This is a genomic window from Streptomyces violaceusniger Tu 4113 (assembly GCF_000147815.2).
GTDB classification, from domain to species: domain Bacteria; phylum Actinomycetota; class Actinomycetes; order Streptomycetales; family Streptomycetaceae; genus Streptomyces; species Streptomyces violaceusniger_A.
In genome coordinates, this window is sequence record NC_015957.1 from 8,890,421 (window position 1) to 8,905,666 (window position 15,246).

The window sequence follows — 15,246 nt, forward strand, 5'->3', positions numbered from 1 at the left end:
GTGTGCTCAGGCCCTTACGGGAGGATCGGCGTCGGCTGGAAGGTCAGCGAGGCCGAGCCCGACGACGGGCTCAGGCCCGGGGCGCCGCCGAAGGAGGCGGTGTAGGTCGAAGCGGTGAGGATGGTCGGCGGGACGGTCACATTGCTGAGCGTCGCCGTGCCGCCGGCGTTGGTGACCGCGCTGCCCAGCGCGAGCGGGCCCAGCACCGAGTTGGCGACGAAGGTGAGGGTCTGGCCGGGGACCGGGTTGTTCGACGCGTCCCTCAGCGTCGCGCTCAGGGTCGGGATGATCAGCGTGCCGTTGAACCGCAGCCGGATGGTGGCCGGGGTGGCGGTCACGGTGGTCCCGACCGTCGCCGAGACCACGTTCTGGGTGATCGTCGGTGAGGTCGAAGGGCCGAAGCAGGTGTCGCCGTTGTAGGTGGCGGTGACCGTGTGCGCTCCGGTGGTGAGGGTGCTGGTGCTGGCCGTCGCCACACCGGAGGCGTTGAGCGTGCCGGTGAGGGTGGGCCCGCCGCTGATCACGAAGGTGACGGTCCCGGTCGGCGTGCCCGTCGCCGGCGGCACCGGGGTCACGGTGGCGGTGAAGGTCACGTTCTGGCCGGGCGCGGACGGGTTCGGCGAGGAGGTGAGCGTGGTCGTGGTGCTCGCCTGGCCGACCGTGATGGAACCGGAGGCCGACGAGCCCGCGACGCCGGTGTTGCCCCCGTACGTGGCCGTCACCGCGTGGGTGCCCACCGGAATGGCACTGGTCGTCACACACGCCTGGCCGCTGGCGTTGAGCGTTCCGGTCAAGGTCGGACCGCCCGCGATCACGAACGTCACGGTTCCGGTCGGAGCGCAGGTGCCGGGCACGTTCGTCGTCACCTGCGCGCACAGGGTCACCGGCTGGCCGCACACCGGAGAGGCGGGCGGGATGGTCAGCGTGGTCGTGGACGCGGCCTGGCCGACGGTGATGGAACCGGAGGCCGACGAGCCCGCGACGCCCGTGTTGCCCCCGTACGTGGCCGTCACCGCGTGGGTGCCCACCGGAATGGCACTGGTCGTCACACACGCCTGGCCGCTGGCGTTGAGCGTTCCGGTCAAGGTCGGACCGCCCGCGATCGTGAACGTGACCGTTCCGGTCGGAGCGCAGGTGCTGGGCGCCGCGACCGTCACCTGCGCGCACAGGGTCACCGGCTGGCCGCACACCGGAGAGGTGGGCAGGAAGCTCAGGGTCGTGGTGGAGACGCCCTGGTTGACCGTGACGGACCCGGTGGTGTTCGACCCGGCGACGCCGGTGTCGCCGGAGTAGGTGGCCGTCACCGCGTGGGTGCCGACCGGGATGTTGCTGGCCGTCACGCATGCCTGGCCGGTCGCGTCGACCACCCCGGTCAGCGTCGGACCACCCGCGATGGTGAAGGTGACCGTTCCGGTCGGAACGCAGGTGCCGGGCGGCGTCGTGGTGACCTGGGCGCAGAGGCTGACCGTCTCGCCGCACGACGCCGTGCTGGGCGTGATGGTCAGCACGGTCGTCGAGGACGCCTGGTTCACCGTGACGGAGCCGGTCCCTGTCGAGCCCGTGACACCTCCGTCGCCCGCGTAGGTGGCGGTCACGGTGTGTGCGCCGACCGGGATGGCATTGGTGGTCACGCATGCCTGGCCGCTGGCGTTGAGCGTCCCGGTCAGCGTCGGACCGCCCGAGACGACGAACGTCACGTTCCCGGTGGGGAGGCATGTGCTCGGTGGCGCGACGGTCACGTTCGCGCAGATGGTCACCAGCTCACCGCAGACGGTCGGGCTGGGCGAGACGCTCACCGTGGTGGTCGACGTGCCCTGGCCCACGGTGAACGACGCCGAGCCGGTGGAGCTCGCGACACCCGTGTCGCCCGCATACGTGGCCGTCACGGTGTACGACCCCGCGGTCAGGTCACTGGTGGTGACGCATGCCTGGCCGGTCGCGTCCAGCATGCCCGTGAGAACCGGGCCGCCGGTGATCACGAAGGTCACCGTGCCCGTAGGCGTACAGGTGCTCGGCGGCGTCACCGTCACCTGGGCGCACAGGGTCACCTCCTCGCCGCAGACCGGAGCGGCCGGGGACACCGTGACCGTGGTGGTCGAGGCTCCCTGGCCGACCGTCACCGTTCCGGTGCCGGTCGAGCCCGCGACATTCCCGTTGCCGTTGTAGGTGGCCGTCACGGTGTGTGTCCCCACCGGGATGTCGGCCGTCACGCACGCCTGGCCACTCGCGTCGAGCGCGGCGACGACGAACGGAACACCGTCGATGGCGAACATCACCGTGCCCGTCGGGGTACAGGTGCCGGGCGCGACGACCGTCACCTGGGCGCACAGGGTCACCTCCTCACCGCAGACCGGAGCGGCCGGGGACACGGTGAGGGTCGTGGTCGAGTCCGCCGGGTTGACGGTGAGCGGCGTCAAGGCCGAGTTGGACGCGGCGAAGTTAGTGTCGCCGTTGTAGAACGCGGCGACCTGGTGCGTGCCCACGCTCAGGGCGGGGACGGTCACGGAGGCGTTCCCGGCTCCGTCGAGGGTCCCGGTCACCGTGGGCCCGTCCGCGCTGACGATGAAGGTGACCGTACCGGTGGGTGTGCCGGTGCCCGGGGGCACCGCCGCCACATTGGCGGTCAGCGTCACGGTCTCCCCGCAGACGGGCGCGGGCGGCACGAAGGTGACGGTGGTGGCGGTCGCCGACTGGTTGACCAGTTGGATGGTCGTGCCGGACGAATTGTCCGTGGGATCGGCGATGTTGACGAAGTTCGCCGTGACCTGATGGGGACCGGCGGTCAGTGGTGTGGAGTCGGTCACGCTGGCCGTGCCCGAGTCGGCCCCGGTTTGAGTGAGCGTTACGGGTCCGATGGTCGGGCCACCGGTGATGGTGAAGGTCACGTCGCCCCACGGAGGGGTCCCGGCGGTGATGCCGGTGACGGTGGCGGTGTAGGTGACGGTTTGACCGAAGACAGAGGGATTCGGCGTGGAGGTCACCACAGTGGTGGACATGGAAGCGGCCGCCCTTTCCTGATCTCAGGGAGATGAGCCGCCCGGCTCCGCGCGGCGCATGCCGCGCGGAGCCATGGCCTCTGCACGGGGGTGCCCATACGGCCGACCTGTCTACGTCAAGCAAGACAAGCCGGCTGTCCCCCGACAGAGGTATGGGCGACCCACCAGTCGGTATCTGCAAGTAAGCGGGTGCCTACGCCAGATGGACCAGGGAGCGGACGGCTATTCCACTCGTATGGCGCAGCGCGGGCCGCGCGTTGCCGATGCGCTGGCGCGACGGCCCGCTGTCGCGCAGGCGGGTGCCGCGCCCCGGCGCGTGCCGCGGGAGCGTGGAGGGGCGGACTTCGCGGCATGACGGCGCGGCCCCGGTTTGTCGGCATGACGGCGCGGCCCCGGTTTGTCGGCATGACGGCGCGGCCCCGGTTTGTCGGCATGACGGCGCGGCCCCGGTTTGTCGGCATGACGGCGCGGCCCCGGTTTGTCGGCATGACGGCGCGGCCCCGGTTTGTCGGCATGACGGCGCGGCCCCGCCCACGGGGGTGTGGACGGGGCCGCGTCGCGGGTGCGCGGGGGCTGCTACAGGGCTACTCCGGCTCGGCCGCGGCGGTCTCGCGGACCGGCTCGACCAGCACCGTGACAATGCGGTTGCGGCGGCCCGCCGGGGACTCGGCGGTCAGCCGCAGCGCCTTGAGCGCGGGGTCGATGCCGCCCTCGGGGACGTCGACCTGGGCCGTGGCGCCCGCGATCGGCACCCGGCCCAGCGCCTTGGCGAGCAGCCCGCCCACCGTCTCGACGTCCTCGTCCTCCAGGTCCGTGCCGTACAGCTCGCCCAGGTCGCCGAGGGCGAGCCGGGCGGTCACCCGGTGGGTGCCGTCGCTCAGGTCCTCGATGGGCGGCAGCTCGCGGTCGTACTCGTCGGTGATCTCGCCGACGATCTCCTCGAGGATGTCCTCGATGGTGACGATGCCGGCCGTGCCGCCGTACTCGTCGATCACGACGGCGACATGGTTGCGCTCCTGCTGCATCTCGCGCAGCAGATCGCCCGCGTTCTTGGTGTCCGGGACGAAGGTGGCGGGCCGCATCGTGGTGGAGACCAGCTCGGCCTCGGCCTCGCGGTTGATATGCGTCTTACGGACAAGATCCTTGAGGTAGACGACCCCGACGATGTCGTCCTCGTTCTCCCCGGTGACCGGGATCCGGGAGAAGCCGGAGCGCAGCGCGAGGGTGAGGGCCTGCCGGATGGTCTTGAAGCGCTCGATGACCACGAGGTCGGTGCGCGGCACCATCACCTCGCGCACCAGGGTGTCGCCGAGCTCGAAGACGGAGTGGACCATGCGCCGCTCCTCGTCCTCGATCAGCGACTCCTGCTCGGCGAGGTCCACCAGGGCGCGCAGCTCGGCCTCGGAGGCGAACGGGCCCTTACGGAAGCCCTTGCCGGGCGTGAGCGCGTTACCGAGGAGGATCAGCAGCGGCGGGATGGGGCCCATGACCCGGGCCAGCGGGATCAGCACATAGGCGGCGACGGTCGCGGTGTTGAGCGGATGCTGGGCGCCGATGGTGCGCGGGGAGACGCCGACGGCCACATACGACACCAGGACCATCACGCCGATCGCGACGGTCAGCGCCTTCCAGGTCTCGTCGAACTCGCGCAGACTCGCGAACGTGACGACCGCGCCCGCCGCGACCTCGCAGGCGACCCTGACCAGCAGCGCCACATTGAGATAGCGGGTGGGGTCCTCGGCGACGAGCATCAGCTTGGCGCTGCCACGCCGCCCGGAGCGCACGGCCTCCTCGGCCCGGAACCGGGTGGTGCGGGCGAGACCGGCCTCCGCGCAGGCCGCCAGCCAGGCCACCACGACCAGCAGGACGGTCGCGGCGACGAGCTGGGCGCTCATCGGACGGTGGGGGCCGGGGAGGGACCGGTCAGGCCCTGCTCCGCGCGCCAGCCGTCGACGATGGCGGCCTGCAGGCCGAACATCTCGGCGCGCTCATCCGCCTCCTCGTGGTCATAGCCGAGGAGGTGGAGGACGCCGTGGACGGTGAGCAGGTGCAGCTCCTCGTCCATGGAGTGCTCGGTCGGCGCCTCCTCCCCCTGCTTCTTGGCCACTTCGGGGCAGAGCACGATGTCCCCGAGGAGGCCCTGCGGGGGCTCCTCGTCGTCCTTGGCCGGCGGGCGCAGCTCGTCCATCGGGAAGGACATGACATCGGTCGGCCCCGGCAGGTCCATCCACTGGATGTGCAACTGCTCCATGGCGTCGGCGTCGACGACGATCACCGAGAGCTCGGAGAGCGGGTGGATACGCATCCGGGCCAGCGCGTAGCGGGCGACGTCGAGCACAGCCCGCTCGTCGATATCGATACCGGACTCGTTGTTGACGTCGATCGCCATGAGGGTTCGCGGTTACTTTCCGTTGCGGCTGTCGTACTGGTCGTATGCGTCGACGATACGGCCGACCAGCTTGTGACGGACCACGTCGGTGCTGGTGAGCATGGAGAAGTGAACGTCCTCGACGCCATCCAGGATCTCCCGCACCTGGCGCAGACCACTCTTGGTCCCGCCGGGGAGGTCGATCTGGGTGATGTCGCCCGTGATCACTATCTTGGAATCGAAGCCGAGCCGGGTGAGGAACATCTTCATCTGCTCGGGGTTCGTGTTCTGGGCCTCGTCGAGGATGATGAACGCGTCATTGAGCGTCCGGCCGCGCATATACGCCAGCGGCGCGACCTCGATCGTGCCCGCGGCCATCAGGCGCGGGATGGAGTCGGGGTCGAGCATGTCGTGCAGCGCGTCGTAGAGCGGCCGCAGATACGGGTCGATCTTCTCGTAGAGGGTGCCGGGCAGGAAGCCGAGCCGCTCCCCCGCCTCGACCGCCGGCCGGGTGAGGATGATCCGGGTGACCTGCTTGGACTGCAGCGCCTGGACCGCCTTGGCCATGGCCAGATAGGTCTTGCCGGTGCCCGCCGGCCCGATGCCGAAGACGATCGTGTGCTTGTCGATGGCGTCGACATAGCGCTTCTGGTTGAGCGTCTTGGGACGGATGGTGCGGCCACGGTTGGAGAGGATGTTCTGGGTGAGCACCTCGGCAGGCGTCTCCTCCCCTCCGCCCTCTCCATTTTCGGCCGCGCGCAACATGGAGATCGAGCGCTCCACCGCATCCTCCGTCATCGGTTGACCGGTGCGGAGCACCAGCATCATCTCATCGAACAGACGCTGGACCAGGGCGACTTCCTTCGGATCCCCGGTGGCGCTGACTTGGTTGCCCCGTACGTGAATATCGGTCGCCGGGAACGCGTTCTCGATCACACGCAACAGCGCGTCACCGGATCCCAAGACCATCACCATGGGGTGCTTGTTCGGGACCGTGAACTGTGCATGCGCCTGCGGTGCTGTGGTTGGTTGCGTCATGGGCCGGCTCTCTGGCCTGCTTCTACCTCCTGGCACAAGGGTTCTCGCCGCTCGACAACCTTGGCTACAAGCTTACGACGGAGCACCGACAAGCCCCGAGCACTTTTACTCCTCATCCACTCATCACCTCACTCACCTGGGGCTCCCGCACCCCGGCCGCCCCAGGGTCCGGGGCCTCGGCCGGGGCCCGCGCTACGCCTGGCGGAAACCGATCGTCGGAACGGCCCGGCGCAGCGGCCAGGGGCGGGCGGCGGCCGGGAGCAGCCGGTCGAGGAAGGCGTAGCGGCGCAGCGCGCGGCCGGGCTGGTCGTCGTAGGAGCGGGCGTGCTGCCACCAGGCGGCGATCTCGACCCAGCCGGGCGCGGAGAGCGAGCCGCCGAACTCCTGCACCGACAGCGCGGCGGTCAGCCCGGCGAAGGCCAGCCGATCGGCGAGCGGCCAGTCGGCGAGCGTGCCGGTGACGAAACCGGCGACGAACACGTCCCCGGCGCCGGTCGGGTCCAGGGCCTCCACGGAGATCGCGGGCACCTCTGCGGTCTCGCCGGTGCGGCCGTCGACCGCGTACGCCCCCTCGGAGCCGAGCGTGACGACGGCGAGCGGGACCAGGTCGGCGAGGGCCCGGGCGGCGGCACGCGGGCAGTCGGTGCGGGTGTAGCGCATCGCCTCCTCGGCATTGGGCAGGAACGCCTCGCAGTGCTCCAGCTCGGCGAGGTCGGCCGGATCCCAGCGGCCGGTGTCGTCCCAGCCGACGTCCGCGAAGACCCTGCTGCCGCGGCGGGCGGCCTCGGCGACCCACTCCTGGCCGCTGCCGGGCACCAGGGAGGCCACGGCGGCGCGGGCCGGGGGCGGGCAACGGGGCGCGGGCTCCTCGGGCGGCGGGGCCTCATGGCCGTGGGAGACCATGGTCCGCTCGCCCTCGTAGGCCATCGAGACGGTCACCGGGGAGTGCCAGCCGGGGATCGTGCGGGAGAGCGAGAGATCGATGCCCTCGCCGCGGTCCAGGGCGTCCTGGCAGTAGTCCCCGTAATGGTCGTCGCCGAAGGCGGCGGCGAGCGAGGTGCGCAGGCCGAGCCGGGCCAGGGCGGTGGCCATATTGGCGACGCCGCCGGGGCTCGAGCCCATACCGCGGGCCCAGGACTCGGTGCCGCGGACGGGGGCGGTGTCCAGACCGGTGAAGATGATGTCGAGGAAGACGGTGCCGGTGAGATAGACGTCGCACGCCGGGTCACCGGGCCGGCGAACGGCCTCGAGCGGGTCGAGCAGGGGGTAACCCGCTGTGAGCATGTCGCCTTTGTGTGTCGTCACCGCGCTCTCCCAGGTCTGACCGGTCCGCCTCCATCGTCGGATGCGGGTGCGGACAGTGTGCACGATGGCACGGACAACGGGCCGGGGACCGGCAAGCGTCACCCCCTCGGGGCGTCTGCCGTGCCGGCGCGCCGCGGCGCGGCGATCCGTCCGACCCCCGCGGCAGGGCGGCCCCGCCGCGGCGCGGCCTGCACCGACCCCCGCGGCCCGGGCGCCCTCGCCGCGGTGCCCTCAGCGCCGTTTGGGCAGCGCCACCGTCATCAGGTCCTCGGCGACCGTGAGCTGCCCCTCGAACCCGGCGGCCCGCGCCTGGCGCTCGAAGTCGGACGGATCGCCGTAGCGCTGCGAGAAGTGCGTCAGCACCAGATGCCGCGCCCCCGCCCCGGCCGCGACCCGGGCCGCCTGCCCGGCGGTCAGATGCCCGTACTCGACGGCCAGCGCCTCCTCCTCGTCCAGGAAGGTCGACTCGATGACCAGCAGATCGCACCCCTGCGCCAGTGCGGAGACGCCGTCGCACAGCCGGGTGTCCATGATGAACGCGAAGCGCTGCCCCCGGCGCACCTCGCTGACCTCTTCGAGCGTGACCGTACGTCCCTCGATCTCCAGCGCCCGCTCCCGCTGCAGCCGGCCGATGTCCGGGCCGCGGACGCCGAACGCGGCGAGCCGCTCGGGCAGCATCCTGCGGCCGTCCGGTTCGATCAGGCGATAGCCGTACGACTCGACGGGGTGCGAGAGCCGGGCCGCCTCCAGCGTGTACGCGGGGGTGCGGGCCAGCACCGCGCCGTCACCGGCGACCGGCTCCTCGGTCAGCGCCACCGTCTCGCGGTAGGCGGTCGCGTACCGCAGCCGCTCGAAGAACCGCTGTCCGCTCGCCGGGTAGTGGGCGGTCACCCGGTGCGGCACCCGGTCGAGGTTGATCCGCTGGATCACCCCGGCCAGGCCCAGCGAGTGATCCCCGTGGAAGTGCGTGACGCAGATCCGGTCGATGTCATGGGCGGCGACCCCGGCCCGCAGCATCTGGCGCTGGGTGCCCTCGCCGGGGTCGAACAGCAGGCCTTCGCCGTCCCAGCGCAGCAGATAGCCGTTGTGGTTGCGGTGCCGGGTCGGCACCTGGCTGGCGGTGCCGAGGACGATCAGTTCCCGTGCGGACAAGGGTTATCCGGGGGGCCAGTTGAGCCCGCGGCCGCCCAGGACGTGGGCATGGGCGTGGAAGACGGTCTGGCCGGCGCCGGAGCCGGTGTTGAACACCACGCGGTAGCCCGTCTCGACGAGCTTCTCATCGGCGGCGACCGCGCCCGCCTCGCGCAGCACATCCGCGGCGGCCTGCGGTTCGGCCGCGGCGAGGGAGGCCGCGTCCGGGTAGTGCACCTTGGGGATCACCAGGATGTGGGTGGGTGCCTGGGGGTTTATGTCACGGAATGCGACGATGGTGTCCGTCTCGCGGACGACGGTGGCCGGCACCTCCCCCGAGACAATCTTGCAGAACAGGCAGTCGGCCTGCGGTTCTCCCGCCACCGGTGGCTCCTTACGGATCGTCGGCACATACGGTCCGGATGGTACCGGGAGCCCCTGCCGACGCGAGAGATCGCGGCCTATTGGCCCTGACTACCGCCCTCGGTACCGTCCTTACCGGCGCTGTCCCCGGCACCGGTCCGACCGGCGCCGCCCTCGGTGGTCGGGTGGTCCCAGGGGTGGCTGCGGGTCGGCTGGGGGCTCTCGGTGGTCGGGCGGTCCCACGGGTGACTCCGGGTCGGCTGGGGGGCCTCGGTGGTCCGGTGGTCCCACGGGTGACTACGGGTCGGCTGAGGGCTCTCCGTGGTCGGACGGTTCCACGAGTGGCTGAAGGTCGGCCGGGGGCTGTCGGTGTCCGGGCCGCCGCCCTGGCACTCCCCGATCACCTGCGCCTCGAAGACCTTCCGGCCGTCCACCTCGCCGGTCACATCGCCCCGGACGCAGTGGTCCGCGCGTACGTAGGTGACCCGGCCCTTGATCCTGATGTCCTTGTCGTTGTCGGTCCTGCCGTGGCAGTCCACGCGCGCGTCGGTCTCCCCGGACCGGTCGCTCCGCGAGGGCGAAGCACCGGCCGTATGGCCGTTCTTGAACTCGGCGTTGCAGCTCATCCAGCGGACGCCGACCCCGCCCCGCTCCAGCGCCTCCGTGACGACCTGGTCCGTGGTGATCGCGACCGTCACGGAGCTGATGCCGCCGCCGGTCGGCTCACACGCTGTCACCGCGACCGCCGCGCCGACCGCCGCGACGGACAAGAGCGTCCGTCCCCGCCTTGCCTGACTCAATACCCCCATAGGGGATAGGTTCCCATCGGCCGACGCCTATCGGAAGGCCGTCCTCGGCCAGGTACGGGCGCACTGAAGCGCGAAGAGACCCCAGAGGGGCCCTCTCTCATCCCGGAGGGGCCTCTCTCATCCCCAGCGGCCGGTGCGGCCGAGCAGCAGCGCGGCGGCCGCCGTTCCGGCCGTGGAGGTGCGCAGCACGCTCGGGCCCAGCCGGTACGGCCGCGCGCCCGCCTCCGCGAAGGCCGCCAACTCCTCGGGGGACACGCCCCCTTCGGGCCCGACGACCAGCACGATCTCGCCGCGCGCGGGCAGTTGGGCGCTCGCGAGCGGTTCGCCGCCCTCCTCGTGGAGCACGGCCGCGAACGCGGCTTCGGCGAGAAGCAGGGCAACCTGCTTGGTCGTCATCGCGTCCGGGACCTCGGGGAAGGTCAGCCGACGGGACTGCTTGCCCGCCTCGCGCGCGGTCGACCGCCACTTGCCGAGCGCCTTGAGGCCGCGCTCGCCCTTCCACTGGGTGATGCAGCGGGACGCCGACCACGGAACGACGGCGTCCACACCGGTCTCCGTCATGGTCTCCACCGCCAGCTCGCCCCGGTCGCCCTTGGGCAGCGCCTGGACGACGGTGATCCTCGGGTCCGGGGCCGCCTCCTGGCGCACCTCGTCCACCGCGATCTGCAGCCGGTCCTTGCCCTCGACGGCCGCCACGGTGCCCTGGACGCCCGTACCGTGGCCGTCCGTCAGCACCACGGGCTCACCGACGCGCAGCCGCCTTACGGACACCGCGTGGCGCCCCTCCGGGCCCTCCAGCCAGACCCGGGCCCCCGCGGCCGCACCCGCCAGGGAGTCGGCCACGAACACCGGGGCGGTCACGACACCGCACCCCGCTGGACCTGAAGGCCCAACTCGGCCCGCGCGGCGTCGAGTTCCACCGCGAGCATCTCCACCAGCCGCGCGGCGGGCAGCTCGCGCGCCAGCCGGTGCCCCTGCCCGGCCCACAGCGCCATCCCCTGCGGGTCGCCCGCCTTGGCGGCCGCCTTACGGAGGCCCGACGTCATGTGGTGCAACTGAGGGTAGGCGGCGGGCGCGTGCGGGCCGTGCTCGCGCATGAAGCGGTTGACCAGGCCCCGGGCCGGGCGGCCGGAGAAGGCGCGGGTCAGCTCGGTCCGGCCGAACAGCGGATCCGTCATCGCCTGCTTGTGCAGGGCGTTCGCCCCGGACTCGGGGCACACCAGGAACGCGGTCCCCATCTGGGCCGCGACCGCGCCCGCGGCCAGCGCCGCGGCGATCTGCGAACCGCGCATGATCCCGCCCGCCGCGATGATCGGGACCTGGACGTACTCACGGACCAGCGTGATCAGCGACAGCAGACCGAGCCCGGCGCCCATCCCGTCGACGGCCGGGTCATTGCTGTACGTGCCCTGGTGGCCACCCGCCTCCACGCCCTGCACACAGACGGCGTCGGCGCCCGCCCACTGGGCGGTCTGCGCCTCGACGGGCGAGGTCACGGTCACGATCGTGCGGGTGCCGGCCTTGGCGAAGGCGTCGAGGACCGCGCGGGTCGGGCAGCCGAAGGTGAACGAGACGACCGGAACCGGGTTGTCGAGGAGTACCGCGAGCTTGGCGTCGTACGCGTCGTCCGAGCCCGCGTCCGGGTCGCCCAGCGGAGTCTCGTACCAGGCCGCCTCACCCGTGAGCCGCGCCCGGTAGGCCCCGACGGCAGCCGCGTCGGCATTGGCCGGCTGCGGCATGAACAGATTGACACCGAAGTGCCGTCCGGTCAGCCCTCGAAGCTGTTTGATCTCCTCATACATCGCTTCCGGCGTCTTGTAGCCGGCAGCGAGGAAACCGAGGCCACCGGCCTCGGAGACAGTGGCGGCGAGCTGCGGGCAGGAGGCTCCACCCGCCATCGGCGCCTGCACGATCGGGTACCGGTAAAGATCGGTCAGCGCGGAGGACATGGCCACATCGTGCCATGCCCTCCACACGGGCTCCCCACCGGATCAGCGGCGCTGCGGGCGCCAGCGGCGCCCTTACGGGCCGTATCGCGGCCCATAAGCGCCTACCGTCCGTTGAACGCGTCCTTCAGCCGCGAGAACAGCCCCTGCTGCCCCGGCTTACCGCACCCCCGGGGGACAACCCCCGTACCCCCGGCCGGAGCGCCTACCGCCCATTGAACGCATCCTTCAGCCGCGAGAACAGCCCCTGCTGCCCCGGCTTGAATTCGCCGATCGGGCGCTCCTCGCCGCGCAGCTTGGACAGCCGCCGCAGCAGCTCCTCCTGCTCCGGGTCGAGCTTGGTCGGGGTGGTCACCTCGACATGCACGATCAGATCGCCCCGGCCGCCGCCCCGCAGATGGGTGACGCCGCGCTGGTGCAGCGGGATCGACTGGCCGGACTGGGTACCGGGCCGGATGTCGACCTCATCCAGGCCGTCCAGCGTCTCCAGCGGCACCTTGGTGCCCAGCGACGCCGCCGTCATCGGGATGGTCACGGTGCAGTGCATATCGTCACCGCGCCGCTGGAAGACCGGATGCGGGACCTCGTGGATCTCCACATACAGGTCGCCCGCCGGGCCGCCGCCCGGTCCGACCTCGCCCTCACCGGCGAGCTGGATCCTGGTGCCGTTGTCCACGCCGGCGGGGATCTTCACGGTCAGGGTGCGCCGCGAGCGGATCCGGCCGTCGCCCGCGCACTCCGGGCACGGGGTCGGCACCACGGTGCCGAAGCCCTGGCACTGGGGGCACGGCCGCGAGGTCATGACCTGGCCCAGGAAGGACCGCGTCACCTGCGAGACCTCACCACGGCCACGGCACATGTCACAGGTCTGCGCCGAGGTGCCCGGCGCCGCGCCCTCGCCGCTGCACGTCGTGCAGACGACCGCGGTGTCGACCTGGATGTCCTTGGTGGTCCCGAACGCGGCCTCGCTGAGCTCCACGTCCAGCCGGATCATCGCGTCCTGACCGCGCCGGGTCCTGGAGCGCGGACCGCGCTGCGAGGCGGACCCGAAGAACGCGTCCATGATGTCGGAGAAGTTGCCGAAGCCCCCTCCGAACCCGCCGGCGCCACCGCCGCCGGCCCCGGACATCGGGTCCCCGCCCAGGTCGTAGACCTGCTTCTTCTGTGGGTCCGACAAGACCTCGTAAGCGGCGTTGATCTCCTTGAACCGCTCCTGGGTCTTCGGATCCGGGTTCACATCCGGATGCAGCTCGCGTGCGAGCCGGCGGAATGCCTTCTTGATCTGGTCCTGCGAGGCATCACGCGGCACGCCCAGGACTGCGTAGTAGTCCGTCGCCACTTACGACTCCGCCAGGATCTGTCCGACGTAACGTGCCACTGCGCGTACCGCTCCCATCGTTCCGGGGTAGTCCATGCGGGTCGGTCCGACCACGCCGAGTTTGGCGACCGCCTCGTCGCCGGAACCGTAGCCGACCGCGACGACCGAGGTGGCGTTGAGCCCCTCGTGAGCATTCTCATGCCCGATCCGCACGGTCATACCCGAGTCCTTGGCCTCGCCCAGCAACTTGAGGAGGACGACATGCTCCTCGAGCGCCTCCAGGACGGGCCGGATCGTCAGGGGGAAATCATGCACGAAACGCGTGAGGTTCGCGGTGCCGCCGATCATCAGCCGCTCCTCGGTCTCCTCCACAAGCGTCTCGAGCAAGGTCGACAGCACGATCGAGACGGTCCCCCGGTCCTCCTGTTCGAAGGACTCCGGAAGATCCTGCACCAACTGCGGCACATCCGCGAAACGCCGACCCACGACCCGGCTGTTGAGCCGGGCGCGCAGATCGGCCAGCGAGTCCTCGGTGATCGGGGTGGGGCAGTCCACCATGCGCTGCTCCACCCGGCCGGTGTCCGTGATCAGCACCAGCATCACCCGGGCCGTGGCCAGCGGCAGCAGCTCCACATGGCGCACCGTCGAACGGGTCAGCGACGGATACTGCACCACCGCCACCTGCCGGGTCAGCTGCGCCAGCAGCCGGACCGTGCGGCCCACCACGTCATCGAGGTCGACCGCGCCGTCCAGGAAGTTCTGAATGGCCCGCCGCTCCGGGCTGGACAGCGGCTTCACGCCCGCCAGCTTGTCCACGAAGAGGCGATAGCCCTTGTCCGTGGGGATCCGCCCGGCGCTCGTATGCGGCTGAGCGATGAACCCCTCGTCCTCCAGAGCGGCCATGTCGTTACGCACCGTGGCCGGGGAGACCCCCAGCCGGTGCCGCTCGGTGAGCGCCTTGGAGCCGACCGGCTCCTCCGTCCCCACATAGTCCTGGACAATGGCACGCAGCACCTCGAGTCTGCGTTCGCTGAGCACCCCGCGCACCTCCAGTCCAGCGGTCTCATCAGGTCGTCCGCCTGGCACTCACCGGGCACGAGTGCCAGAACCCCTTCGCCAAGTGTACGGCGGGGTGCGGTGGCATGGGCAAGAGCCGCCGCTGGCAGCAACTCTCCCCCATCCCCGTTGAGCTAGCGTCGCGGTATGGAGACGTGTTGGGAAGAGGCAGGCTGGGAGCGGCTCGCACCCGGTGTGGCCCGCCGTCGGTTGCCGGAGTGGGACGAGACGGTCGGCGTGGTCGTCGGCCGGACCGACATCCTCGTCGTGGACACCGGCGCGACCCTGCGCGCCGGGGCCGAGCTGCGCGCCCTGATCACCCGGCTGACCGGCCGCCGCCCCACCCGGATCGCGCTCACCCATCCGCACTTCGACCACGTCCTGGGCTCGGCCGCCTTCGCGGGCTGCGAGGTGTACGGGGCCACGGGCATGGACGAGCTGCTGCGCCGTGAGCGGGAGACGCTGCGCGAGGACGCGATCCGCCACGGAGTGGACCGGGACGCCGCCACCGAGGCCGTGGACCATCTGGTCGGCCCGCACCACCTGGTCTCCGGGGAGCTCACCCTGGACCTGGGCGACCGGCCGGTGCTGCTGGCCAATGTGGGGCCCGGCCACACCGCCCATGACCTGGCCGTTCTGGTGCCCGGCCGGCCCGAGGTGGTCTTCTGCGGCGATCTGGTGGAGGAGTCCGGCCCGCCCCAGGCCGGGCCCGACGCGATCCCCGGCCGCTGGCCCGCCGCCCTCGACCGACTGCTCGCCCTCGGCGGCCCGGACGCGCGGTACGTCCCGGGGCACGGCTCGGTCGTGGACGCCGGGTTCGTCCGGGCCCAACGCGACGAACTGGCGGCCCGCTTCGGCGTGTCTCTCCAGGCGCCCACCCAGGCGCCCACCCAGCCGCCCAACTAGGACTTGTCCG

13 protein-coding genes are annotated in these 15,246 nt (G+C 71.4%); 1 reads left to right on the forward strand and 12 read right to left on the reverse strand.

Annotated features, from left to right (window positions below; all coding sequences use genetic code 11):
* Positions 1–14: 14 nt before the first annotated feature.
* From STRVI_RS36720 to hrcA, 12 genes are all read right to left on the reverse strand, one after another.
* Positions 15–2,996 carry a beta strand repeat-containing protein gene (locus STRVI_RS36720; protein WP_014060632.1) on the reverse strand — a complete coding sequence of 994 codons (2,982 nt, stop codon included), beginning with the start codon at positions 2,994–2,996 and terminating at the stop codon, positions 15–17.
* A 584-nt stretch (positions 2,997–3,580) separates the two neighbouring features.
* Positions 3,581–4,891, reverse strand: a complete 1,311-nt coding sequence (locus STRVI_RS36725; protein ID WP_014060633.1) for a hemolysin family protein — start codon at positions 4,889–4,891, stop codon at positions 3,581–3,583.
* Positions 4,888–5,385: an rRNA maturation RNase YbeY gene (ybeY, locus tag STRVI_RS36730; RefSeq protein ID WP_014060634.1), complete on the reverse strand. Its 498-nt coding sequence runs from the start codon at positions 5,383–5,385 to the stop codon at positions 4,888–4,890. The genes STRVI_RS36725 and ybeY overlap by 4 nt, the downstream gene beginning before the upstream one ends.
* 12 nt (positions 5,386–5,397) lie before the next feature.
* The gene (locus tag STRVI_RS36735; protein WP_014060635.1) at positions 5,398–6,402 is read right to left on the reverse strand and encodes a PhoH family protein; all 1,005 of its coding nucleotides are present in this window, start codon (positions 6,400–6,402) and stop codon (positions 5,398–5,400) included.
* A gap of 192 nt (positions 6,403–6,594) precedes the next feature.
* Positions 6,595–7,686, reverse strand: coding sequence for a PfkB family carbohydrate kinase (locus STRVI_RS36740; RefSeq protein WP_086019715.1), 1,092 nt, complete (start codon positions 7,684–7,686; stop codon positions 6,595–6,597).
* A gap of 252 nt (positions 7,687–7,938) precedes the next feature.
* Complete coding sequence (locus STRVI_RS36745) at positions 7,939–8,859, reverse strand: ribonuclease Z (RefSeq protein WP_014060637.1); 921 nt, start codon at positions 8,857–8,859, stop codon at positions 7,939–7,941.
* 3 nt (positions 8,860–8,862) lie between these two features.
* On the reverse strand, positions 8,863–9,222 hold the full coding sequence (locus tag STRVI_RS36750) for a histidine triad nucleotide-binding protein (RefSeq protein WP_014060638.1): 360 nt from the start codon (positions 9,220–9,222) through the stop codon (positions 8,863–8,865).
* A gap of 77 nt (positions 9,223–9,299) precedes the next feature.
* Positions 9,300–9,971 (reverse strand): hypothetical protein, encoded by a 672-nt coding sequence (locus STRVI_RS46765; protein ID WP_014060639.1) that lies wholly within the window; start codon positions 9,969–9,971, stop codon positions 9,300–9,302.
* Positions 9,972–10,127: 156 nt separating this feature from the next.
* Positions 10,128–10,871, reverse strand: coding sequence for a 16S rRNA (uracil(1498)-N(3))-methyltransferase (locus tag STRVI_RS36760; protein WP_014060640.1), 744 nt, complete (start codon positions 10,869–10,871; stop codon positions 10,128–10,130).
* The gene (locus STRVI_RS36765; RefSeq protein WP_043237106.1) at positions 10,868–11,959 is read right to left on the reverse strand and encodes a nitronate monooxygenase; all 1,092 of its coding nucleotides are present in this window, start codon (positions 11,957–11,959) and stop codon (positions 10,868–10,870) included. Before STRVI_RS36765 ends, STRVI_RS36760 begins: the two co-directional genes overlap by 4 nt.
* 202 nt (positions 11,960–12,161) lie before the next feature.
* A complete protein-coding gene (dnaJ, locus tag STRVI_RS36770) occupies positions 12,162–13,295 on the reverse strand; it encodes a molecular chaperone DnaJ (protein WP_014060642.1) in 1,134 nt (377 codons plus the stop codon).
* Entirely contained in the window at positions 13,296–14,312 is a 1,017-nt protein-coding gene (hrcA, locus tag STRVI_RS36775; protein WP_014060643.1) for a heat-inducible transcriptional repressor HrcA, read from the reverse strand.
* Positions 14,313–14,477: 165 nt separating this feature from the next.
* On the opposite strand from hrcA, the gene STRVI_RS36780 reads away from it, so the two are divergent.
* A complete protein-coding gene (locus STRVI_RS36780) occupies positions 14,478–15,236 on the forward strand; it encodes an MBL fold metallo-hydrolase (RefSeq protein WP_014060644.1) in 759 nt (252 codons plus the stop codon).
* The last annotated feature ends 10 nt before the right edge of the window (positions 15,237–15,246 follow it).